Here is a 24,222-nt window from a genome sequence, read left to right as displayed (position 1 = left end):
ACCTCGATTATTTCACACCTGATTGCAATGCATACATTTTAGCATATGTGTCGCCTTTTTCGACTAATATATCATGTGTGCCGCGTTCGATGATTTCCCCTTTATCCAGAACAATAATTTCATCTGCATGTTTAATGGTAGATAATCGGTGTGCAATAATAAATGTCGTTCGACCTTCTTTTAAGACGTCCATCGCTTGCTGTATGACAGATTCTGTTTCTGAATCAATACTCGCTGTCGCCTCATCTAATATTAATATTTTAGGATTGAACGCCAGCGCCCTTGCAAATGATATTAACTGGCGTTGACCACTCGAAAGCGTTGAGCCACGTTCTACTACTTCAGTGTCGATTCCATTTTCTAGTGACTGTAACACTCTGTATCCACCCACGCGCTCCAGTGCATCAATCGCCATCTCTCGAGTAATTTTAGGATCATTTAAAGTGATGTTTGAAAGAATCGTTCCAGAATAAAGATACGGATCCTGCAATACAATACCCATAAATTGACGCATTGATTGTTTAGTAACAGTCGTAGTATCAATACCATCAATTGTAATGCGACCAGTTGTCGGATCATAAAATCTGAAAAGAAGATTCATAATTGAACTTTTACCAGAACCGGTATGACCAACGAGACCAATCGTCTCACCAGGTAAAGCATCGATATTAATATTTCTTAATACAAGTTCGTCAGGTTTATATCCAAATGATACATCCTCAAATTTCACATGACCAGCACAACCCGTCATTATTTTATCTTCCTGAACTTCTGTTGTTTCATCCATCATTTCAAAAACACGATTACTTGAAACACGTGCCTGCTCTAAAACACTGAGTTGATTAACCATATTGAACATTGGATTAAATAGACGTGTTAAATAATCAACCAATATATACATCATACCAGCAGTAAGCGTTGCTTCATCACTTAAGAATGTTTGTCCGAAGATGTAGATCATCACTAAAAATACGAATGAACGAATCGTACCCATAAGGTTATGACTCGTAAAAGAATCAAGTTGAATAATCTTGCTGTAATTCTTTAGATACTCTTCATTTAACTGATTAAATTCCTGTTGAATCTTTTCTTCCTGATTAAATGCTTGAATAATCGTCATACCATTTATCGATTCATTTAACATGGCATTCATATCACTATTACGTTCTCGAACAATATTATTATATTTATCACTGATTTTTCGGTATATTAATAACCAGCCAAATAATAGTGGCACTACAATAAGTGCCAGTAATCCAACTTTAACATTAAAGTAAAATATTACTGCAATAATTCCGACGATATTTGTAATACCAGCAATATATGTTGGAAGCATCACTGTGAACAACTCTAATATTGTCTGTGTGTCATTGGTGATACGTGCTACAACTTTTCCAGCTGGTAAATTATCAAAAAACTTAATCGGAAGTTTCTGTATATGACTGAATAAGTTTGTTCTTAAGTGTTTGATAACATTTGAACCCGCTGTCTGGAAATAGATTGTCTGATAATAACTTAATATCGCATAGATAATTGCAATGATGAAATATACTGCTAACAATAAAAATATCGGCTGCATATTAATAATACCTTCTGTTGCCGTCTTGATATGGTGATCGATAATATACATCCCGATGACAGGACCAATAAGCTCCATAATGACAGCAAAGAATAATATGATAAAACCAATGATAAATAAAGTTTTCTCTTTCTTGGCCTCTAAATATAAACGTTTAGTAGTCGACATTTAAGAGACACCTCCTAACTGTTGACGATCGAATTGCGACTTGTACCAGCCATTATTCGTAATCAGTGCTTCATGAGTACCACGCTCAATAATTTTTCCGCGATCTAATACCACAATTAAATCTGCGTGCTGTACAGCTGAAAGTCGATGCGTTGATATAATCGTCGTCTTTCCGCTTCTTGAAGCCTGAATATTTGCTATGATCGCTGTCTCCGTTTTTGCATCTACAGCACTTAATGAATCATCTAATATTAATATATCTGGATTTTTTATCATCGCACGGGCAATAGAAATACGTTGTTTTTGTCCACCTGAAATTGCGATTCCTTTTTCTCCAACGAGCGTTTCTAACCCTTGAGGCAATCTTTCAACATCTTTTGTAAAGTTTGCAAGACGAATTGCTTCTGCAATTTCTGCGTCAGTCGCATCCTCCTTACCAAACTTAATATTTTCTTTTACTGTTCTCGAGAATAATATATTTTCCTGAGAAACATAGCCTATCTTATTACGAACTTCATACTTGGATAAATCTTTCACGCTTAAATTACCAATAGAAATGTTCCCTGCTCCCATCGGATATTCTTTTAAAATCTGCTTGATTAAAGTCGTCTTACCACTTCCCGTTGGACCGACAATACCTAATGTTTCGCCTAGCTTAATCTCTATATCGATATCCTTTAAATTCTCTTCTTCACTAGATGGGTACTGGAAAGTTACAGCATCAAAGGAGACGTGATGATCCTTTGGAATTGAAGCGTCGATCGGATCTTCCATGACATCTTGAGTATTTAATGTATCCATTACACGGTCTAATGATGCATTACCACGTTGCATAATATTAAATAATAATCCAATTGCAAACATCGGCCACACAAGCATATTTAAATAAACAATAAATGCGATTAAATCACCTACTGTAATCTCACCTTGATTAACAAGGTAACTCCCATAACCAAGACCTATCATAAAACTTAATGATGTAACAATTATCGTAATCGGTTTGAATAGAGCATCCAATTTTTCTACATGAATGAATTTGTTAACCACATCAGTCGTCATATGTTTAAAATGAATATCTAAATGATCTTCCTGTGCAAAAGCACGTGTTACCCTGACCCCTTCTATCGACTCCAACACACTGTCATTCATGTCACCGAATGCATCCTGACTCACAGTGTAACGTTCATGAATCATTTTACCGAGACGCTGTTCAATGTATGCTAAAAATGGTAAAGGAATAAGCGCTGCTAACGTCAATTTCCATGAAATCGCAAAAGCCATCATCGCAATAATCGTTACCATATATGTTGTACTATCGATTAATGTCAAAATACCAAAACCGACTGTTTGACGAATGGCACTCAAATCATTTGTAGCCTTTGCCATAAGGTCACCAGTTCTATTCTTTTCGTAAAAACTCGGACTCATCGTTAAAAACTTTGCCATAATTTTCTTGCGCATAATACTTTCCAGCAATTGTGAACCATTAAACAAAAGATATCGCCATAAGTAATTGATGAAATAACTCAACACAAGCGTCACAGTAAATACGACTAATATCCATTTAAAAGTATCTTGTGTTAACGTTTTTAAGTTGACGTAATCAATCGTTTTTCCAATTAGCCAAGGCGGAATGATCTCTGTAACATTCGCACAAAGGAGTAAGATTACCGCAAAAACATATCTCTTTTTTTCCTGCTTGAAAAACCATCCTAACTTAAATAAAACATCTAACATGTGTCACACTCCTTGTTCACTCATAAAAAAATACACATACTCATATGATGAGCATGTGCACATTTTTAGAGTGGGATTAACTCCCACAGACAATCAAAAAAATACATAATCATTTCAATATTAATATCGTCGAAAAGATTATCGTGCTATTTTTGATTCGTATGCAGGAGGAAAATATAAAATTGATGATAAATAAACATACTGTCGTCTAACGTTGTTCATTGTATTTTCCTCCTTTCTTTATTAGTTGTTTTAATCATAAATTAATCTTCTGAAAATTTCAATAGTTCATACAAATAAATTTCGTTTTACGAACAAAATTAACAATAAATTTACAAATTCTAATAATCCGCCTGATAAAATATATCATATTTCTTCCGGTCAACCTGTAACAAACGCTTTAAATCTTTATATAGCTGATCGATATATTCAAAGTAAATATAGCCATAGTCGTAACTCCCAAAAAATGGTCCGTAATACACCGGTAAAGCTTTAGGTGCAACATTAGCATTCATTCGTATGGCATTGACCTTAAACATGAGATTCGTAAGATCATCCTCTGCAATCTCAATACTACATGGATTATCCAGGTTATATTTGATATCAAAGTATCCGTGTAACGCGTTAAATTTTCTAAAATAAGAGAATTCAATCATTTCTTCAGTAGATTTATCTTTTAAGTAGATATACATATCCAGACCCATTATAATTGTCCCCTTTCTTTAATACTGACAAAAGTGCCATCTCCGATAATAATATGATCCAGTAAATCAATGCCGACGAGTTCTCCGACACTTACGAGTCTTCGTGTCGCTTCAATATCTTCATAACTCGGTTCTGCACAACCTGATGGATGATTATGAACTGCAATGATATTCGCCGCACTTCTTTTAATGGCTTCTCGAAATATTTCACGCGGATGAACGATGGATGCATTTAATGATCCGATAAAGATTGTATGCTCATGTATGACGTAATTCTTTGTATTTAACATCAATACTATAAAATGCTCCTGAGTAAAATATCGCATGCGTTCCATCAATAAATCTGCTACACATTGAGGTGAGTTAATCTTAATCCTCTGTTCCAAAGAATGTGTATGCATACGCTGTGCCAGTTCTATTACAGCAAGCATTGTTGCTGCTTTTTTGTCACCGATACCTTTAACTTGTGTAAGTTCCTGCAGGGTTAAATATCTCAAATCCTTTATGTTATCTATTTGATTTAATAAATTTTCTGAAACTTGATATACAGATTCGTCACGTACACCACTGCCGATAATCAATGATAACAGTTCCTGGTTTGTTAACTTATCAGCACCATAGACCATTAGTCGTTCTCTAGGTTTATCAATATCTAAGGGAATATCAATCATCAGACAAATCCTCCAAAATATAATATTTTGATTTGTTCATATAATAGGAGTACAACAAAAAATGATGTCGTTATAAAAGGGACAAGCGGTACTTTTTTAAGTCCTGTCTTATAACTTAAAAAGATGATGCAGCTTAGACCTCCGATTAAATATGTAATAAAAAATAACGATATAAAAAATGGAATAGGTAAAAATAGAAGGAGTATTGAAAATAATTTAATATCTCCATATCCAATACACTTTGAGAGAAAGAAAAATAAATGAAGTAGTATAAAAATTAGTAGTTTATATAGAATAACATCATAGGAAAAATATATTTGATAGATTAACATGTCTTTTAAATAAATTAGCATTAACGTAAAAAATAATAAAATGAGCATTATATTAGGTATTTTTAAATGTTCAGTATCATATATTGATAATGGAATAAGCACAATAGCAATTGTAGTTAATAAATCAATATTGAATTGCTGATTCATACTTAAATGAACAAGCGCCAGTCCAGTTAATATTTCGCAAATTACATATTTAATTGATAGTTTACAATTGCAGTATCTGCACCGACCCCAATTCAATAAGAATGAAAATACAGGTATTAAATCCATCCATGCAAGATTGTGATGACATTGGTCACACCTTGATTTCCGAAACAAACGATGCGTTTCATAAGTCAGACAAAGCATAAATGAACCAATGCATGACCCTAAAGTAAACCAAATGATTATATAAAACTTGTATCCACTTTCTTCTCCTCCTTTCATATATGTCACGACTAATATAGAACAAAAATAAATTGTTGTAAAAATGCAGCAATTTAATAATTGCATTAATTTTTATACAAATAATAAAGTAAAAAGCTTCAAAATTAAAATTCTGCAGAAAATAAATACAGAATTTTAATTTTGAAGCAAATATTAATTCTAGAAAAAATAAGTATATACAATTAAACTTGACAGACAGATTACAGCCCAAATCAATGAAATCTTCCAGACAAATTTTAACCATTTTGAATACGGTATACCAGCTACTGCAAGTAATCCCATCAAAGAAGCGGAAGTAGGAATAATGTTATTGCTGATTGCATCACCATATTGAAAAGCAAGAACTGCAACCTGACGATTAATACCAAGTAAATCACTGATTGGTACCATAATCGGCATTGTAGTCATTGCCTGACCTGATCCAGAAGGAATAAAGAAATTTAATACTAACTGTGTTATGAACATCGCTATAACTGAAAATGCTGTCGGAAGATGATCAATAAAATCAGTCATATAGAATACGATTGTATCGATAATTTTACCTGACGTCAGAACAACGACAATTGCTTTTGCAAATCCTACGATAATTGCACCAAATAAAATATCTTTCATTCCTTCAAGTAATGCATCAAATGTACCGTTTAAACCCAATCCTCCGATGAGGCCAGCAACAATTCCCATCAATAAGAAGTTTGCACTCATTTGTGACAAGAACCATTCATATTTAAAAATACCATATACATTAATAATAATCGTTATTGTAAGCAATATTAATATCATCGCATGTCGCTTTCTAAATGAATCAAACTTAGTATTTAAAACATCCTCACTCATTGTACTACGTGCTTCAACATTAATATTACTTAACAAACTTTTTCCTGGATCATTTTTTACTTTTCTTGCATATAACATCACATATGCAATCCCCGAAATAAGGACAAGTAAATATACTACTGTTCTAAAACCCCAACCAGAAAATAATTTTACTTCTGCTATCTTCTGTGCGATTCCTACTGTGAAAGGGTTTATCATGCCTCCCAGGAATCCAATCCCAGCACCAAGTGCAATCATACTCGCTCCCACCATCGCATCATAACCAAGCGCTGTCGCAAGTGCGATTCCTATCGGTACAAAAATTATCGTTTCTTCACTCAGCCCAATTGAAAATCCTAATATACTAAAAATAATCATAGTTATTGGAATCAACCATTTACCATGTTTTCCAATTCGGTTCATCAAAGAATTAACACCTGTTGTAATAGCATCTGTGCGATGAATAACACCAAATGCGCCTCCAACGATAAAGATGTAAAAAATAATTTCCGCGCCTTCAATCAATCCTTGTGGAACAGCTCTAAATATCTCGATTGGCTGTACTGGAGATTGTGCCACTTCATGATATGACCCATTTACGACAATATTTTGTTTATCTACGACTTTTCTATCAAATTCACCTGCAGGTATAATATATGTCAGTACTGCAGCGACACAGACAATCAATAATAATAAAAAATATGTATGGGGCATTTTCAACTTTTTTTCCATATAAATTCCTCCTTTAGAATATCATTCCCTAATTTTCTGAAATTTCTGCATAAAAAAACAAAGAATCTAAAATTAGATTCTTTGTTAAAATATTTATCCATTATTTTTCAATTTATCTTTTACCGCACTGATAAAATATAAACTTCCTGTAACAAGCAATAAGTCTCCATCGTACGATTTAATAAAATCTGCATTGTCTTTAATTTTAACTTTCTTTTCATGCTCTACATTCTCATATATTGTATCAACCGGTAATGCTTTCGGGAAATCAAATGCTGTCACGTAAAATGTATCGGCAATTGATTCCAGCGCTTGTAGCATCTTGCCGATGGGTTTCCCATCAATTGCTGAGAATAACACATCGATACGTCGATCAGAATAATATGTTTTCATCGTATCTACTAATACATCAATAGATTCCTTGTTATGCGCTCCATCAAGAATAATCGTTGGATTCTCCTGAACAGTTTCAATACGACCAGTCCATGTTGTATTTTCAATCGCATCGATCATTTTATTGAAATTAAGCATAATCATTCCTCGATCAAACATTTCTAATAATGTCGCAATCGCAAGTGAAGCATTTTCCTGTTGATGTGTTCCAATCATCTTCAATTCAATATTTTCTAGTTCATAATCTTTATATCTGAACGTAAATTCCTTACCGTTTGAAATACATTGAATATCTCTTTCAAGCTTAATACCTTTTACATGCTTCTCTTCTACGACTGAATTTAAATATGCTTTTGCTTCGTCGTTTTTAACTGCATATACAAATGGTACGCCGGCCTTAATTACACCAGACTTCTCTTTAGCAATATCAAGATAAGAATCTCCGATAATATTAGTATGATCCAAACCAATACTTGTTAAGATGGTCATGATAGGCATAAATACATTCGTCGAATCATTCTTTGCTCCGAGACCAGCTTCTACAATCACGAAATCAACAGGATGAATTTGACCAAAATAAACAAACATCATCATCGTTATGATTTCAAATTCCGTAGCGACTCCTAAATCCGTTTCGGCGTCAAGCATTTCACTCACCGGTTTTACGATACTTACCAGTTCAACGATTTCATCATTCGTAATCGGCAAACCATTAAGACTGATACGTTCATTGAAAGTTTCAATATAAGGTGATGTAAAAGTTCCTACCGAATAGTTATTTTCAATTAATGCGTTCTTTAAATAACTTACGGTTGAACCTTTACCATTTGTACCTACTACATGAATCCCATTAATATTTCTCTCTGGATGATCTAATCGGTCAAGCATCCATTCCATACGTTTAATGCCCGGCTTAATACCAAATTTATAACGTTCATGGATCCAATATAAGCTCTCTAAATAATTCATATGATTACTTCCTGTTCAATTGATTTAATCGTGCTTGAACACTTTCATATTTTTCTGTATAAAGTGCTAGTTTTTCTTTTTCTTCGTTTATTATTTTCTCAGGTGCTTTTGAAACGAACTTTTCATTACTTAACTTTTTATTTACACGATCTAACTCAGAAGCCCATTTCTTTAACTCTTTCTCTAATCGTTCAATTTCTTTGTCCATGTCAATTAAACCTTCTAATGGTAAGATAACCAATCCACCTGTTACAGCTGTAGTCATCACTTCTTCAGGCATATCAACTTCAGTGCTGATTGTTAATTCACTTGGATTACAGAAACGCATGATAAATGGTCTTTCTGCTTCAAGTCGTTCAGTCGTTGTCTGATTATTCGTTTTAATCATCATCGGAATCTGCTTACTCATTGGTGTATTTACTTCATTACGTGTATTTCTAACTGCACGAATGATTTCCATAAGTTGTTCCATAGATTTCTTGCTCTCAATATTCGAAAGCTCAGGACGCACTTCCGGCCAGCTCGCTGTAACGATCGAATCACCTTCAACCGGTAAGTTCTGCCAGATGCTTTCTGTAACGAAAGGCATAAACGGATGCATCATTCGCATAATTGAATCTAAAGTATATGCTAAAATTGAACGCGTCATTTGTTTTGCTTCTTCATCTTCACCGTTCATCGGTATTTTACTCATTTCAATATACCAGTCACAGAATTCGTCCCAGATGAAATTATATAGTACTCGACCAACTTCACCAAATTCATACTTATCTGCTAAACGTGTTACTTCTTCTATCGTTTCATTTAGACGTGTTAAAATCCATTCATCCGCAAGTGATTTTTTTCCATCTAATTTAATATCGCTCGCTTTAAAATCTTCTCCGATGTTCATAATACTGAATCGAGAAGCATTCCATATTTTATTGATAAAGTTCCAAGTTGCTTCAATCTTTTCTGTAGAATAACGTAAATCCTGACCAGGAGTTGATCCCGTTGCTAAGAAGTAGCGTAAGCTATCAGCACCATATTGTTCAATAACATCCATCGGATCTACACCGTTGCCTAATGATTTACTCATTTTACGGCCATCTTCGGCACGTACCAGTCCATGAATCAATACTTCATTAAAAGGTTTCGTCTCTGTAAATTCAATACCCTGGAAGATCATACGAGCAACCCAGAAGAAGATAATATCATATCCTGTAACAAGCACATTCGTCGGATAGAAACGTTTGAAATCTTCTGCATCCACATTTGGCCAGCCAAGCGTAGAGAAAGGCCAAAGCGCACTTGAGAACCAAGTATCCAGCACATCTTCATCCTGTGTCCAGTTTTCAATATCAGCAGGTGCTTCTTTACCGACATAGATTTCTCCTGTTTCATTATGGTACCATGCAGGAATTTGATGTCCCCACCAGAGCTGACGAGAGATTGTCCAGTCGTGAATATTCTCCATCCATCGGTTAAATGTGCCTTCAAAACGTGGCGGAACAAATTCAATTTTTTCATCAGTCTTTTGAAAATCTAATGATTGCTCTGCTAAAGGAGCCATTTTTACGAACCATTGTTTTGAAAGATAAGGTTCTACAATCGCGCCGCTTCTTTCACTATGACCAACCTGATGCATATGTTTCTCAATTTTAATCATCAGACCAGCATCCTGTAAGTCTTGCACAAGCGCCTTACGACATTCAAAGCGGTCCAGACCAGCATATTTGCCAGCTAATTCGTTCATCGTACCGTCTTCATTCATTACATTGATGCGTTCAAGATTATGACGATTACCGATTTCAAAGTCATTTGGATCATGCGCTGGAGTAACTTTCATTGCACCACTACCAAAATCCATCTCTACATAATCATCACCTAAAATAGGTAACTCACGTTCAACGATTGGCAAGATAACTGTTTTACCGATTATATCTTTATATCGTTCATCTTCTGGATGTACAACAACAGCAGTATCACCTAGTAATGTTTCAGGACGTGTTGTTGCAATTTCAATAAATCCTTCACCTTCTGCATATGGATATTTAATATGATAGAATGCGCCTTCAACTTCCTCATGTATAACTTCGATATCACTTAATGCAGTTCGCGCTGCCGGATCCCAGTTAATAATACGCTCGCCACGGTAAATTAAACCTTTATCATACATTTTAACGAATACTTCTTTAACCGCTTCACTTAATCCTTCATCTAAGGTGAATCGTTCACGAGAATAATCTAGCCCTAAGCCAAGTTTCGCCCATTGGTCACGAATAAAACCTGCATATTCTTCTTTCCAATCCATCGTATGTTCTAAAAATTTTGTACGACCAATATCATGACGTGAAATACCATCTTCACGTAACTTCTCTTCAACTTTGGCTTGTGTCGCAATACCGGCATGATCCATACCAGGCAAGTACAATGTATTATAACCTTGCATGCGTTTTATACGCGTAATAATATCTTGTAAAGTTGTATCCCATGCATGTCCAATATGCAATTTACCTGTAACATTCGGTGGCGGAATCACTATAGTAAATGGCTTCTTATGATCGTCCTCTGTCGCTTTAAATAAACCTTTATCTAACCATTCCTGATATCGTCCTTGCTCTACTTGTTGTGGATTGTATTTTGTATCCATAGTCATTCCTCCAATATTAATATTCCAAAATCTCCTGAAAAAAAATCCCGTCCTATAACAATAGGACGGGATAACCGTGGTACCACCTAAATTCAGCTTACGCTGCACTCATATCGATTAACGCTCTCACACGTGTACTTCTACTTAGTTTCAAAGTACATTTTATGTCAGGCTACCTTCATTAAATTTCAATATGCATTTCCACCAGCCATGCACTCTCTTGGATATCCGTCTAACTACTCTTCCTGTAGGAATATTTAGTTAAACATATTGTATAAGATTATCATTTAACTGTCAATCAGCATTGTCTATATCACTATTCAGTCTATGCGTTAAATACCAGGACATTATTGGCGCTACAATTAATAAAATAAGAAAGATCCTAAAAATATGATAGCTTGATATCATTGCAACATTTGCCCCTGTCTCAAGTGCGACTACAATTATCTGTGCCATCCCACCTGGCGCTACACTTAAGAATACATCGTTAAAATTATGATCCGTAAAAATATTGATAACGATACTCAAAATAATAGCACAAATGATAAGCAGTATATTTTGTACAAAAATCCCTATAAACAATCTTTTATTTATCTGACTAGATAAATCATACATTTGCAATCCAATACGTACACCAAACAATAATTGTGCAAAGTTTATCAATGGCATTGGAACAGTAAAATTTAATCCTGTACTTAAATTCCAGATTAAGATGGCAAATGTCGGACCTAACATATCTGGCACAGGGAAATGAATAAGCTTTAAAATATATATACCTGCCGCAATCATCGCAACTATCATTACTATCTGATCAAGCGTTAACACTTCAAATACTTGCTTTGCTTTGTTACTTTGATAATGCGCGTGATTGTCTGAAGTCATACTAGAAATAAACGGTACAATCATAATTACGAACAATAAACGAGACGTTTGAGCAAGCGTCACAACTAAGATGTTGGCATTTTTATTTTCTTCTGCCATTACGATCATTTGATTTAATGCACCAGGAATAGATGCCAGTAAAGCTGTTTCAGTTGTACACTTCACGATGCGTTTAAATAAAAATGAAATAACAACAGCACAAAAAATAATCATTACACTTAAAAATATGACAGACCAGAAATCATTAGCAATATCTACAAAAATTTCTTTCGTAAAAGACACACCAATTTGCGCGCCAAGAATATATAATCCGATATCACCAAGCCACTTTGGCCACCTATATGTTAATGCGGTAAATTTCCTGAGAATTATCGTAGCTAAAATCGGACCAAATAACCATGGTAGTATCATACCTATCTGATTTAATATGAAGCTAAAAGTGATACTGATTAAAAATAATAATAAATAACTCATAAAGACACTTCCATCTAATTAATCATATCTTCAAACACTTACTATTAATAAACTCTTATTACTACTAATATATATATAACAATAAATTTTTACATATAAATTGCTTATAACGCAAAAAAACAGGACTCATATCGAGTCCTATTAATTAATTATATTAAGCAGCTAAGTCAAAGTTTGTGATTGTTGCAAGATCAAACTTTTTGATTGAAGCTTCTTCAGTTGTTGCATCTTCAGTAGTTTCTACTTCTTCAGTTGTAGCTTCTTCTGTAGTTGCTTTTTCTTCAGTAGTTGTTTCTGTATCTGTTTTGTCTTTATCATCATTATCGTTGTTGCATAGGTTCATTAATAATGGAATTGCAATTAATAATAATAATAATGGAATTAACCATGCCCATGGGCTTTTCTTCTTAGGTTCACGTTCGATGTGATCATGACGTACACGGTCACGTTCTTCAACTACGACTTTATCATGATGTTCACCTTCACGAACTTTACGGCCATCTTTGTAAGTGTCGCCGTCTGCTTGATGCGTAACGTGCGTTTTTTTACGATCAGTTTCTGAATTATAAATTACATCTCTGTCTTGATTATTTCTGTTGTTATCGTTTCTATTGTTTGACATGATAACTACCTCCACAATTTGTTTTTATGTAATTGAAAATTAATTACATAAGTAAGATAACCTTAAAAACATAGTTATAAACATCTTTGTTCGAAAATATTCAAAAAAATGTTGAAAACCCTTTAATATCAATGCATAAAACGATAATATTTTATCATTTTTAATTTATAGAAGGCAGTGTCCGAAAGAAATTTTCAATATATTCAATAAAATATGTTGTACTATATTCTTTCAAATTACAATAATAATAAAAAAGGAACAATAATCAAATACAATCGATTATTGTTCCTTTTCAAAAATATTTATATTTAATTTTTTATTTTTTTACTTTAGATAATGACATATCAAATGCATTTAACGTCTTATCAATATCTTCGCTAGTATGTTGTGTAGACATAAACATCCCCTCAAATTGTGAAGGCGGTAAGAACACACCATTATTCGCCATTTCTTTATACATTGCGGCAAATAGTTTTAAATCTGATTTAGAAGCAACTTCAAAGTTTTTTACTTTCTCTTCATTCAAGAAATAACCAATCATACTGCCTGCTCTATTAACAGTAATCGGCACGTTATGTTTATTAAATACTTCATACAATCCTTTTTCTAACTGATCACCTAATTGATTAAAGTGCACATAGCTCTCCTTAGTTAATTGGCTTAAAGTATAATATCCACCTGTCATAGCTAAGGGATTACCGCTTAACGTTCCCGCCTGATAAATACTACCGGCTGGTGCGATGTTCTCCATAATTTCACGTTTACCACCAAAAGCCCCAACAGGCAGTCCTCCACCTATAACTTTTCCAAGACACGTTAAATCAGGTGTCACACCAAAGTATCCTTGTGCACAATTATAATCTACTCTAAACCCTGTCATCACTTCATCAAAGATAAGTAATGCACCGTATTGTGTCGTAATATCACGTAAGCCTTGTAAGAACCCTTCGACTGGTGGCACGACGCCCATATTCCCTGCAACAGGTTCTACGATAATACAAGCAATATCATCACCATACTTCTCAAAAGCAAGTTGAACTGCGTCCAGGTCATTATAATGGACTGTAATCGTGTTCTCAGCAGTTCCTTTAGGCACACCTGGTGAGTCAGGTAATCCAAGCGTTGCTACACCAGAACCTGCTTTAATCAATAATGAATCACTATGTCCGTGATAACATCCGATAAACTTTAATATTTTATTTTTTCCGGTATATCCGCGTGCTAAACGCAAAGCAGCAAGTGTTGCTTCTGTCCCACTTGATACCATACGAACCATCTCAACTGACGGCACACGTTCAATCACAAGTTTTGCCATTTCATTTTCCAGTGTTGTAGGTGCCCCAAAACTACTACCTTTCAAGATAGCTTTTTGAAGTTCATCCGTAACTTTTTCATCAGCATGACCTAAAATTAACGGTCCCCAGCTTAATACATAATCGATATATTCATTGCCGTCGATATCATATATTTTTGAACCTTTACCGTGATCCATAAATATTGGATCCATATCTACACTTTTAAATGCACGAACTGGGCTGTTAACACCTCCAGGCATTAGTTCTACAGCTGACTTGAATGCATCATGTGATTTATTAAAATTCATATTAGTATTCTCCTTTATCGATGTAATTACAAATGTCTTTCGCAAAATAAGTAATAATCATATCTGCACCAGCACGTTTCATTGAAAGCATCTGTTCCATTACAACGCGTTCTTCATCTATCCAGCCATTTGCTGCAGCAGCTTTTGTCATTGAATATTCTCCGCTGACATTATATGCAACAATCGGAAGATTACTATTATTACGTACATCACGAATAATATCTAAATAACTTAAAGCTGGTTTAACAATCATCATGTCGCAACCTTCTTTTTCATCACTTTGTAGCTCACGTAGTGCTTCAAGACGATTTGCCGGATCCATTTGATATGTCTTTCTATCACCATGGCTTGGCGCACTCTCAGCTGCATCACGGAATGGACCGTAAAATGCTGACGCATATTTAATACCGTAGCTCATAATCGGAATATTAATAAAGCCAGCTTCATCTAAACCTTTACGAATTTCTGCAACGAATCCATCCATCATATTACTTGGTGCAATGATATCTGCACCTGCTTTCGCTTGAGATACTGCTGTCTTAACAAGAAGTGGTAATGTTTCATCATTGATGACGTCATGTGTATGATCATCTAGCACACCACAATGACCATGGTCTGTATATTCACATAAACAAGTATCCGCTAATACGAGTAAATCCGGATATAGTGATTTCGCTAAACGCGTTGCTTTCTGAATTACACCATCATCATCAAATGCACCTGTTCCACATTCATCTTTATGATTCGGGATACCAAAGAACATAATTGCACGAATACCTGAATCATATGCATTTTTTATTTCTTCTTCAACAATATTTAAACTCCATTGATAAATACCTGGCATTGATGCAATTTCATTTTTTACATCGTCTTTTTCTACGACGAATATTGGATAGATTAGATCTCTTTTCGCAATACTCGTTTCTCTTACCATGTTTCGCATATTAATTGAAGAACGTAATCGTCTATGTCTATCAAAATTCATTATAATCCACCTTTTCTGTTATTTTCTATATTCAATATAGTATCAATCATACTCTTCTTCGTTTCTATCTGACTTACATAATGCTCAATATTTAATTGATTTAATGCACTGCTCGTAACATGGCCAATCGCCATAACAGATATATGCTGTTCTAATTTCTGCTTACCAAACGCTTTGACACTTGATGGCGACATGAATGTTATCCAGTCTACCTTGCCTGTTTTTATCAATTGTAATGCTAAATTTATATTTTTATCATTTTTTACAGGTCTATATAAATCAATTCTATCGACATCTGCCAAAGATTTCAATGCATCAAACATTTTCGGTCTCGCTTCTGTTGAAATAGGTAAACACACTGTGCTGTGATTAAATAAATTACCCATTTCATCGATGAAACTTTCCTGATTAAATTGAGACGGCATAAATGCTACTTTATGATTGTAATGTTCAATATGTTCTTTTGTTTTTATTCCTATCGCAGCGATATTTTCAAAAGTAACATGAGCATACAGTTTAAAAAAGATTTCTACTGCATTTTTACTCGTAAAAATAAGCCAATCATAGTGTTGACGTGTAGGTTGTACAGGAAGAGGTTCAACACCGATAAACGGTAAGTGAATAATTTCAACGCGCTCATCCTTATACAATTTACTATCTGTCATCAATACAATTGGCTTCATGGTTACCATCCTCTAATTTGATTTTGGCGTATTATTTAAAGTTTCGATAATCTTCTGTGCACCATTTCGTTGCATGGCATCAGCTACTTTCGCTCCTAATGCTACAGGGTCAGTTCCTGATTCAGTTACTTTATATTTCTCTTTACCGTCTGTAGACATAATCAGACCGGTAAAAGTAATTTCATCATTAGACATTACTGCATGTCCCGCAATCGGTACTTGACAGCTGCCATCCATAAGTTTTAAAAATTCGCGCTCTGCCTGTGTACATACCTCAGTTTCACTGTTGTGAACGGTAGCAAGTAATGAAAGTGTCTCTAAATCATCAATACGACATTCAATCCCTAAAGCGCCTTGTCCAATAGCTGGAAGCATTGTTTCAGGATCAAGATATTCTGTTACAATATCTTCACCCCAACCCATACGGTTAAGTCCAGCCGCAGCTAATATAATGGCATCAAAGTTTTCAGTTTCAAGCTTTTTAAGTCGTGTATCAATATTTCCACGAATCCATTCTATATTAAGATGTGGGTATAAATTTAAAATTTGAGCACCACGACGTAAAGACGATGTCCCTACAATTGCACCCTCTTTTAAGTCAGATAACTTAACGTGTCCTTTAGAAATAAATGCATCTCGTGCATCTTCTCTATCTGGAATACAACCTAATGTGAGCCCTTCCGGCAATACACTCGGTACATCTTTTAAAGAATGAATCGCAAAATCAATTTCTTTGTTATAAAGCGCCGCTTCAATTTCTTTTACGAACAAACCTTTTCCGCCAACTTTAGATAATTGAACATTTACGATTTGATCACCTTTTGTCACAATCTCTTTAATTTCAATCTCTACGCCTGGATTCTTTTCTTTAAGTTTAGCGATAAACTGCTTGCTTTGAGTAAGCGCAAGCTGACTTCTTCTAGAACCAACGATAAATTTTTTCATATTAGCCTCCAAAGATTAATAGAATAACTGGTGGAATCCTGAAAAACGAGAAACGATTAAATAATTGATGAGTAGTAATAAGAATAACACGATATTATAATCCATCAATCTATGCATCATCAATTTGTTTTTTTGATGTAAAAAAATATATACGGAATAACCGATAAGCAGTAACAGTGAACCTAACACTTTAGAGTCCGTCCAGATGGATTTACCTTCAAATGTGATACCCCAGTATATACCTAATATTAACGAAATCAATAGCATAACGCAGCCAATTATCGAGAATATTTGTACAAATCGACTCAAGCTCTCTAGATCACTTATTCTGAAAAATTTATGATTAAATTTCTTTTGTTTTAATTGGTGCATCTGTATTAAGTATAACACGGCATGCAAGGCAGCTATCAAGAACATGACATAAGATACTATTGCAAGTGTCACATGTATCCACAATAATTCATTCATCATATGTGATACAGTAGTTCCTGTAGAAAGATCTAAAGGCTGAAACGTATGAATCATCATAAAGACAAATCCAATTAAATTCATCAAAAATATAAAAAATTCAGTCTGAATAACTTTAGATAATATTAATGATATCAAAATAATGAGCCACGTAAAAAAATAGAAACCTTCATTGATCGTTTCTATAGGAATCCGTCCAACTATAAAAATAAATAAGATAATCGAAATTGACTGCAAAACAAATACGCTAAGCAATAATAGATATCCATAACGTTTAAGTCGGGGTGACTTCTGGACAAAGTCAAAGAAATAACAAGCAATACTTATCATATATAGAATAAGTATTGCTTCATGTAAACGCATTAATAATAATTCATTCATTTTATCACCTAGTGTTTAGGACTTAACGTAAAGCTCTCTTCCGTACGATGTACCATCGTTACATTTTGATTTAAACTTTCAACTTCATTTGAGATATTAAAGATATCCTGGAAAAACTGAAGTTCTGCTTCTCTATTATCAGAACCACTAATTTCTTTTGCCTGCGAAATTGGATCTTTTAACATTTGATTGATAATACTCTTCATATGTTTAGAAATTACTTTTCTTTCACGATCTGTTAAGTCCGGCATTTTACGATCAATACTTTCCATCGTTGTTTCCTGAATACGAAGTGCTTTTTCTCGTAATGCAGTAATAACAGGTACAACACCTAACATATTGATCCAGGCAATAAAATCTTCAACCTGTGTATCAATCATCGTCTCGATAATATTTGCTGCTTTTTGACGCTCAGCTAAATTTGCATCCACCAAACCTTTTAGATCATCAACATCATAATTAAAGATAAGGTCAATATCATTAACATCAGGATCAATGTCACGTGGCACTGCAATATCAATTAATACGATTGAACGATTGTTACGCATCTTCATTAAATCATACATCATCGGTTTTGTAATAATAAAGTCTTGTGCGCTCGTAGAAGAAATAACAATATCATTTTCAATTAATGCACATTGTAATTCTTCCATAGATTTTTGACTACCACCGTATTTATCTGCAAGAGAGATTGCTTTTTCTGCTGTACGATTAATTACGGTGATCTCTGCTGCCCCTGAACCTACTAAGTTCTCTAAGGCAAGCTCAGCCATTTCTCCAGCACCAATGATTAAGATTTTTTTGTTTTCTAACGTGCCTAAGACTTTCTTAGATAATTCAACTGCTGCATAAGAAACAGATACTGCTTTTGAAGAAATATCAGTTTCAGCATGCGCACGTTTTGCAAGTGTAATTGCATCTTTGAATAAACGATTAAAGATCGTACCTGTTGTACCTTCTGTTTGAGCAAGTAAGAAGCTATCTCTCATTTGACCTAAAATCTGAGTTTCACCTAGTACAATTGAATCTAATCCTGTAATCACTTTAAACAGATGATAAATTGCAGCATGTCCAACTTTGACATCTGTCACTGATTTAACGATGTCAAAATCCACATCGAACCATTCAGATAAAAATGATTTTATATAATATCTACCTGTATGTACCTGATCAACGACAGCATAGATTTCTGTTCTATTACATGTAGATAGGATTACACCTTCTAACACTGACTTTTGATTAATAAGTGCACTATGTGCACGTTCAATCGTTTCATCTGAAAATGTAAGTTTCTCCCTCAAACTCACATCAGCTGTTTTGTGATTGACACTCACAACAACGATATGCATGTATTCCGCCCCCATTTTTTTACCATTACTTCTATATTAACATTTCTTTTATGTTTTATTTACAATATATAAATATTCGTCATTAAAAATTCACAAATTATTTTAAGTACTTCTCGATTGCATTAAGGATTAAATCATTCTTGGCATTACTTAATGAAGAATAACTAATAAGTGTATCATCTGGATCCATATCCAGATCTTGTTTAATCACTTTAAGATGTTTCTGAACTTTTCCTTTAGGAATTTTATCTTCTTTCGTAGCGATAACGATTGTTGGTATATCATAATGTTTTAAAAAGTCGTACATTAATCTGTCATCTTCACTAGGATTATGACGTATATCAACAAGTTGAATAACAACCGCTAAAGACTCACGGGTCGTAATGTATGTCTCAATCATCTTTCCCCAGCGTTCACGCTCTGTTTTAGAAACTTTTGCATACCCATATCCAGGTACATCGACAAAGACTAATTGGTCATCAATCTTAAAGAAATTTAATGTTTGTGTCTTACCTGGCTTTGAAGAGATACGTGCCATACTCTTACGGCCAATCATCGTATTTATAAAAGATGATTTACCAACATTCGAACGTCCAGCTAAAGCAACTTCCGGTAAACCTGTATCTGGATACTGTTCAGGTTTTACTGCGCTGATTAATATTTCTACATTATTTGGATTTATATTCATGACTTTCTCCTGTTCTTCATTTACATCTTACTATTATACACGATTTTTTAATAAATATATGATAATTGATTTATAAATAGTAAAAAACCCACCATACGGCAGGTTTTATGCTGAAGTTACAATATCATTAATTAATTTATTATCTGCATCATACATTTCTGGCACAGCATCATCTTTTATTGCAGCTTCTGTAATAACAACGCGTTTAACATTTTCTAGTGAAGGAATATCAAACATTACGTCCATCATGGACTCTTCAATAATAGAACGTAATCCACGCGCACCTGTTTTTCTTTCAATTGCTAACTGGCTGATCGCTGTTAAAGCTTCCTCAGTAAACTCTAATTCAACTTCATCTAAAGCAAGCATTTTAGTATATTGCTTAACCAAGGCATTCTTAGGTTGTGTCAAAATACTTTTCAGCGCTTCAACATCAAGTTGTTCCAGGTTAGCGACTACAGGAATACGACCGATAAATTCAGGTATTAAACCATAACTTTGTAAATCTTCTGGTTTAATTTGTGATAAAAGCGTCGCATCATCAAAATCTTTCTCTTTAATTCCAGTAAATCCAATAACTTTTTCACCAAGACGACGTTTAATCACTTCATCAATACCATCAAACGCGCCACCTAAAATAAATAGAATATTCGTCGTATCAATCTGTATAAATTCCTGGTTTGGGTGTTTTCTACCACCTTGTGGCGGAACACTTGCAACAGTACCTTCTAAAATTTTAAGTAACGCTTGTTGTACACCTTCACCACTTACATCGCGCGTAATCGATGTATTTTCTGATTTACGGGCAATCTTATCGATTTCATCGACATAGATAATCCCTTTTTCAGCACGTTCAATATCAAAGTCAGCCGCCTGAATTAAACGGAGCAAAATGTTTTCAACGTCTTCACCTACATAACCCGCTTCAGTTAAACTTGTTGCATCTGCAATTGCAAATGGAACGTTTAATGAACGTGCTAAAGTTTGTGCTAATAACGTTTTACCTGAACCCGTTGGACCAATTAAAGCGATATTACTTTTTTGTAATTCAACCTCTTCTTCATCCATCGGTTTAAAAATACGTTTATAATGATTATATACTGCAACAGACAGCGCTTTTTTCGCTTTTGTCTGACCAATTACATATTCATCTAATAAAGCTAACATTTCATGTGGTTTAGGAATTTCAGTGATTTCTTCATGTTCAATCGTTTTAAGTTCTTCAGCAACGATTTCTGAACATAATTCGATACATTCGTTACAAATGTATACACCACTACCTGCTACAAGTTTCTTAACCTGATCTTGATCCTTACCACAGAATGAGCATTTTAAGTTCTCTTCTTCATTAAATTTAGACACACTTAACACCCCTATCTTTTAAAGAATATACTAAAGTTTCCTGTTGTTTGCAAACTTTTAATTCGAAAATCATCTGCTTTTTATTTATCTATAATTTAAATTAATCATTATCATAACAAAACCGAACAAACTTAAAAATCAAAAGCGATTTTACGGTTTGTTCGGTTTCTGATTATATTGATAGTTAAACTTTATATAATACTACTTATTATTTAGTTTTAGATTCAGAAACTAAAACGTCAATTGCTTTTTGGATACGAAGATCATCTTTTAAGATTGCACCATTGCCTAAAGCAGCTTTAATATCTTCAACTGACATACCGAATTGTTCGCTCATTTTTGATAATTCAGCGTCAACATCAGCGTCACTTACTTCAATATTTTCAGCATTAGCAATCGCAGCTAAAGTTAAGTTCGTTTTAACACGTTGTTCAGCATCAGCTTTCATGCTCTCTTTTAATTGTTCTTCAGTTTGACCTGAGAACTGGAAGTATAATTCTAAATTTAAACCTTGTTGTGCAATACGTTGTTCAAATTCCTGCATCATACGATCTAATTCTGTGTTGATCATTGCTTCAGGGATATCTACTTTAGCATTTTCAACTGCTTGCATTACTAAGCTTTCTTTCGTATCGTTTTCAGCTTGTAATTTCTTTTGTTCTTCTAAATCTGCTTTATATTTAGTTTTGTAAGCATCAACTGAATCAACTGACTCATCTAATTCTTTAGCCATTTCATCATCTAATTCAGGTACTTCTTTAGATTTAACTTCGTTGATTTTTACTTTAAATACTGCTTCTTTACCAGCTAATTCTTCAGCATGGTATTCTTCAGGGAATGTAACGTTAACGTCTTTTTCGTCGCCAACTTTAGTTCCAACTAATTGCTCTTCGAAGCCTGGGATAAATTGACCTGAACCGATTTCTAAATCGTATCCTTCAGCTTTTCCACCTTCGAATGCTTCATCATTAACATAACCATCAAAGTCTAAGTTAACAACATCGCCTTCAGCAACTTCGCCTTCTTCTTTAACAACTAATTCAGCTTTACGTGCTAAATCAGCATTGATTGCTTCATTTAATTCTTCTTCAGTTACTTCAGTCTCAAATTTTTCAACTTCAAGACCTTTGTAATCACCTAATTCAACTTCAGGTTCTACAGTAACTTTAGCAGTAAAGATTAATTCTTTACCTTTTTCCATTTGTTCTACATCAATTTCAGGACGATCAACAGGGTTGATACCTACTTCATCGATTGCGTTAGCATATGCATCCGGTAAGATGATATCTAATGCATCCTGGAATAAAGATTCAACACCGAAACGTTGTTCGAACATTTGACGAGGCATTTTTCCTTTACGGAAACCTGGTACGTTAACTTGTTTAACAACTTTAGCAAATGCTTTATCTAATCCAGCTTTAACTTCCTCTTCAGGAACTGTTACTGTTAATAATCCTTCATTACCTTCTTGTTTTTCCCATTTTGCTGACATGTGTAATTCCTCCACGTTTTTCTAAAATTTTTTCAACTCATTAATTATAGCATATAACAATCTTGCTTCAACATTTTTAGCTGAAATTACAAACTATAATATCATTTTTTATATTTTTTTATCAATATCATTATAATACTTACGTCAATCTATGGAGCTATCATGTTACTAATCATGTATCAGATTATAATTTTCTAATAAATTAATAGCTTCAATTATATCTTCAAAGTGTGTATCAGACAAATCTATCGCACTATCTTCAATATTAAATAGTCTATTAAACAATGCAATATAAGCATTCACAACAGTTTGAGTAGCGCTATTAAAGAATGTCTGAAAGTGAATTGGATGCATTACAGTATTGTGTAACTTCATCGTTTCTACAATAACATCAACAATGTTCGGACTATTGTTCTCATAGTATGCTTTAACTTCTTCAACTACTTCAGACATAAATGATGAATGGACCATCGTGTTTAAATTCGAAACATTGATTCTAGTATCGATATTGAGCTTTGTAAATTTCACTTCACCTTTAAAGTTCGATAATAATAAATACTCTATCATCATACTGCTAATTACAGGATGTATTTCATTATATTCTAATAGCTGAACAAAGCTCATCTGGAATCGAAAATCTTCAGATTCTATCAACTCCATAATCAATTCAAGCTGTTTATTGTAATCATTATCTTTAAAAGTCTGTATAAACTTTAAATGTGCATCATTTCTTTTATTCAACTGATGATTTGCCTCATCATAAAAAGGCATAAGTGACACTATCAGTTTGTGATCAACATCTTCACTACGCAGCCCTTCAATTAACTCAATCACCGTTTTATATTGTTTCAATTTTAATAAACTTTCTATAAAATACGGAACAATTGTTGAATATGCGTAATGTCCTTGATTAAGCAATATACTAGATTCTTCACGTAATTCAAGGAAACTCTCTAACTGATAAAGACAATCCAGTTTTATAAGATGCTCATCTTCAGTTAACTCGAAATGCTTTTCATAATCATTGAATAAATCATATGCTGTTTCATAATCTGCACGCTTCATCGCTGCTTTTATCTGTCTCATTAAATTTCCTTGCAACTTCGGAAAGATAATAATATCAGACATA

At 34.0% G+C, this 24,222-nt stretch carries 20 protein-coding genes and 1 other annotated feature; all 20 genes read right to left on the bottom strand.

Annotation, left to right across the window (positions count from 1 at the left end; all coding sequences use genetic code 11):
• Positions 1–7 precede the first annotated feature (7 nt).
• The 20 genes from BFS35_RS01150 to BFS35_RS01055 all read right to left on the bottom strand — a co-directional run bounded on the left by BFS35_RS01150 (position 8) and on the right by BFS35_RS01055 (position 24,221).
• The gene (locus BFS35_RS01150) at positions 8–1,747 is read right to left on the bottom strand and encodes an ABC transporter ATP-binding protein (RefSeq protein ID WP_099580078.1); all 1,740 of its coding nucleotides are present in this window, start codon (positions 1,745–1,747) and stop codon (positions 8–10) included.
• The gene (locus BFS35_RS01145; RefSeq protein WP_099580076.1) at positions 1,748–3,484 is read right to left on the bottom strand and encodes an ABC transporter ATP-binding protein; all 1,737 of its coding nucleotides are present in this window, start codon (positions 3,482–3,484) and stop codon (positions 1,748–1,750) included.
• A gap of 341 nt (positions 3,485–3,825) precedes the next feature.
• Positions 3,826–4,188 (bottom strand): hypothetical protein, encoded by a 363-nt coding sequence (locus BFS35_RS01140; RefSeq protein WP_099580074.1) that lies wholly within the window; start codon positions 4,186–4,188, stop codon positions 3,826–3,828.
• Positions 4,188–4,859 (bottom strand): RadC family protein, encoded by a 672-nt coding sequence (gene radC / locus BFS35_RS01135; RefSeq protein ID WP_099580072.1) that lies wholly within the window; start codon positions 4,857–4,859, stop codon positions 4,188–4,190. The genes BFS35_RS01140 and radC overlap by 1 nt, the downstream gene beginning before the upstream one ends.
• The gene (locus BFS35_RS14255; protein ID WP_158554222.1) at positions 4,859–5,620 is read right to left on the bottom strand and encodes a prepilin peptidase; all 762 of its coding nucleotides are present in this window, start codon (positions 5,618–5,620) and stop codon (positions 4,859–4,861) included. Before BFS35_RS14255 ends, radC begins: the two co-directional genes overlap by 1 nt.
• Before the next feature lie 159 nt (positions 5,621–5,779).
• Positions 5,780–7,165, bottom strand: coding sequence for a YfcC family protein (locus BFS35_RS01125; RefSeq protein WP_099580069.1), 1,386 nt, complete (start codon positions 7,163–7,165; stop codon positions 5,780–5,782).
• Between the two features lie 93 nt (positions 7,166–7,258).
• Positions 7,259–8,527 carry a bifunctional folylpolyglutamate synthase/dihydrofolate synthase gene (locus BFS35_RS01120; protein ID WP_099580067.1) on the bottom strand — a complete coding sequence of 423 codons (1,269 nt, stop codon included), beginning with the start codon at positions 8,525–8,527 and terminating at the stop codon, positions 7,259–7,261.
• A 4-nt stretch (positions 8,528–8,531) separates the two neighbouring features.
• Positions 8,532–11,165 carry a valine--tRNA ligase gene (locus BFS35_RS01115; protein ID WP_099580065.1) on the bottom strand — a complete coding sequence of 878 codons (2,634 nt, stop codon included), beginning with the start codon at positions 11,163–11,165 and terminating at the stop codon, positions 8,532–8,534.
• Between the two features lie 52 nt (positions 11,166–11,217).
• Positions 11,218–11,421: a binding site (T-box leader), on the bottom strand.
• 32 nt (positions 11,422–11,453) lie between these two features.
• Positions 11,454–12,515, bottom strand: coding sequence for an AbrB family transcriptional regulator (locus BFS35_RS01110; RefSeq protein ID WP_099580063.1), 1,062 nt, complete (start codon positions 12,513–12,515; stop codon positions 11,454–11,456).
• Between the two features lie 154 nt (positions 12,516–12,669).
• Positions 12,670–13,137, bottom strand: coding sequence for a hypothetical protein (locus BFS35_RS01105; protein ID WP_099580061.1), 468 nt, complete (start codon positions 13,135–13,137; stop codon positions 12,670–12,672).
• Positions 13,138–13,453: 316 nt separating this feature from the next.
• The gene (gene hemL / locus BFS35_RS01100) at positions 13,454–14,740 is read right to left on the bottom strand and encodes a glutamate-1-semialdehyde 2,1-aminomutase (protein ID WP_099580059.1); all 1,287 of its coding nucleotides are present in this window, start codon (positions 14,738–14,740) and stop codon (positions 13,454–13,456) included.
• A gap of 1 nt (position 14,741) precedes the next feature.
• On the bottom strand, positions 14,742–15,725 hold the full coding sequence (hemB, locus tag BFS35_RS01095) for a porphobilinogen synthase (RefSeq protein WP_099580057.1): 984 nt from the start codon (positions 15,723–15,725) through the stop codon (positions 14,742–14,744).
• Complete coding sequence (locus BFS35_RS01090) at positions 15,725–16,408, bottom strand: uroporphyrinogen-III synthase (protein ID WP_158554221.1); 684 nt, start codon at positions 16,406–16,408, stop codon at positions 15,725–15,727. The genes hemB and BFS35_RS01090 overlap by 1 nt, the downstream gene beginning before the upstream one ends.
• Before the next feature lie 12 nt (positions 16,409–16,420).
• Positions 16,421–17,353, bottom strand: coding sequence for a hydroxymethylbilane synthase (gene hemC / locus BFS35_RS01085; RefSeq protein ID WP_099580052.1), 933 nt, complete (start codon positions 17,351–17,353; stop codon positions 16,421–16,423).
• Positions 17,354–17,368: 15 nt separating this feature from the next.
• Complete coding sequence (ccsA, locus tag BFS35_RS01080; protein WP_099580050.1) at positions 17,369–18,202, bottom strand: cytochrome c biogenesis protein CcsA; 834 nt, start codon at positions 18,200–18,202, stop codon at positions 17,369–17,371.
• A gap of 8 nt (positions 18,203–18,210) precedes the next feature.
• On the bottom strand, positions 18,211–19,551 hold the full coding sequence (hemA, locus tag BFS35_RS01075; RefSeq protein ID WP_099580048.1) for a glutamyl-tRNA reductase: 1,341 nt from the start codon (positions 19,549–19,551) through the stop codon (positions 18,211–18,213).
• 97 nt (positions 19,552–19,648) lie between these two features.
• Positions 19,649–20,239: a ribosome biogenesis GTP-binding protein YihA/YsxC gene (gene yihA, locus BFS35_RS01070; protein WP_099580046.1), complete on the bottom strand. Its 591-nt coding sequence runs from the start codon at positions 20,237–20,239 to the stop codon at positions 19,649–19,651.
• Positions 20,240–20,344: 105 nt separating this feature from the next.
• Positions 20,345–21,601: an ATP-dependent Clp protease ATP-binding subunit ClpX gene (clpX, locus tag BFS35_RS01065; protein ID WP_099580044.1), complete on the bottom strand. Its 1,257-nt coding sequence runs from the start codon at positions 21,599–21,601 to the stop codon at positions 20,345–20,347.
• Between the two features lie 208 nt (positions 21,602–21,809).
• Complete coding sequence (gene tig, locus BFS35_RS01060) at positions 21,810–23,093, bottom strand: trigger factor (protein WP_099580042.1); 1,284 nt, start codon at positions 23,091–23,093, stop codon at positions 21,810–21,812.
• A 168-nt stretch (positions 23,094–23,261) separates the two neighbouring features.
• Positions 23,262–24,221, bottom strand: a complete 960-nt coding sequence (locus BFS35_RS01055; protein ID WP_099580040.1) for a hypothetical protein — start codon at positions 24,219–24,221, stop codon at positions 23,262–23,264.
• Position 24,222: the final 1 nt, after the last annotated feature.

This window comes from Macrococcoides goetzii (genome assembly GCF_002742385.2).
Lineage (GTDB): Bacteria > Bacillota > Bacilli > Staphylococcales > Staphylococcaceae > Macrococcoides > Macrococcoides goetzii.
This window is presented reverse-complemented; position numbering and strand designations above follow the sequence as displayed.

Coding starts and splice junctions, on each gene's coding strand:
- BFS35_RS01140 (WP_099580074.1), bottom strand. CDS start 4,188: ATGGGTCTGGATATGTATATCTACTTAAAAGATAAATCTACTGAAGAA.
- BFS35_RS14255 (WP_158554222.1), bottom strand. CDS start 5,620: ATGAAAGGAGGAGAAGAAAGTGGATACAAGTTTTATATAATCATTTGG.
- yihA (WP_099580046.1), bottom strand. CDS start 20,239: ATGAATATAAATCCAAATAATGTAGAAATATTAATCAGCGCAGTAAAA.
- ccsA (WP_099580050.1), bottom strand. CDS start 18,202: ATGAATGAATTATTATTAATGCGTTTACATGAAGCAATACTTATTCTA.
- BFS35_RS01125 (WP_099580069.1), bottom strand. CDS start 7,165: ATGGAAAAAAAGTTGAAAATGCCCCATACATATTTTTTATTATTATTG.
- hemA (WP_099580048.1), bottom strand. CDS start 19,551: ATGCATATCGTTGTTGTGAGTGTCAATCACAAAACAGCTGATGTGAGT.
- hemB (WP_099580057.1), bottom strand. CDS start 15,725: ATGAATTTTGATAGACATAGACGATTACGTTCTTCAATTAATATGCGA.
- hemL (WP_099580059.1), bottom strand. CDS start 14,740: ATGAATTTTAATAAATCACATGATGCATTCAAGTCAGCTGTAGAACTA.
- radC (WP_099580072.1), bottom strand. CDS start 4,859: ATGATTGATATTCCCTTAGATATTGATAAACCTAGAGAACGACTAATG.
- tig (WP_099580042.1), bottom strand. CDS start 23,093: ATGTCAGCAAAATGGGAAAAACAAGAAGGTAATGAAGGATTATTAACA.
- BFS35_RS01150 (WP_099580078.1), bottom strand. CDS start 1,747: ATGTCGACTACTAAACGTTTATATTTAGAGGCCAAGAAAGAGAAAACT.
- BFS35_RS01120 (WP_099580067.1), bottom strand. CDS start 8,527: ATGAATTATTTAGAGAGCTTATATTGGATCCATGAACGTTATAAATTT.
- BFS35_RS01105 (WP_099580061.1), bottom strand. CDS start 13,137: ATGTCAAACAATAGAAACGATAACAACAGAAATAATCAAGACAGAGAT.
- BFS35_RS01055 (WP_099580040.1), bottom strand. CDS start 24,221: ATGTCTGATATTATTATCTTTCCGAAGTTGCAAGGAAATTTAATGAGA.
- BFS35_RS01115 (WP_099580065.1), bottom strand. CDS start 11,165: ATGACTATGGATACAAAATACAATCCACAACAAGTAGAGCAAGGACGA.
- BFS35_RS01145 (WP_099580076.1), bottom strand. CDS start 3,484: ATGTTAGATGTTTTATTTAAGTTAGGATGGTTTTTCAAGCAGGAAAAA.
- BFS35_RS01090 (WP_158554221.1), bottom strand. CDS start 16,408: ATGAAGCCAATTGTATTGATGACAGATAGTAAATTGTATAAGGATGAG.
- BFS35_RS01110 (WP_099580063.1), bottom strand. CDS start 12,515: ATGAGTTATTTATTATTATTTTTAATCAGTATCACTTTTAGCTTCATA.
- hemC (WP_099580052.1), bottom strand. CDS start 17,353: ATGAAAAAATTTATCGTTGGTTCTAGAAGAAGTCAGCTTGCGCTTACT.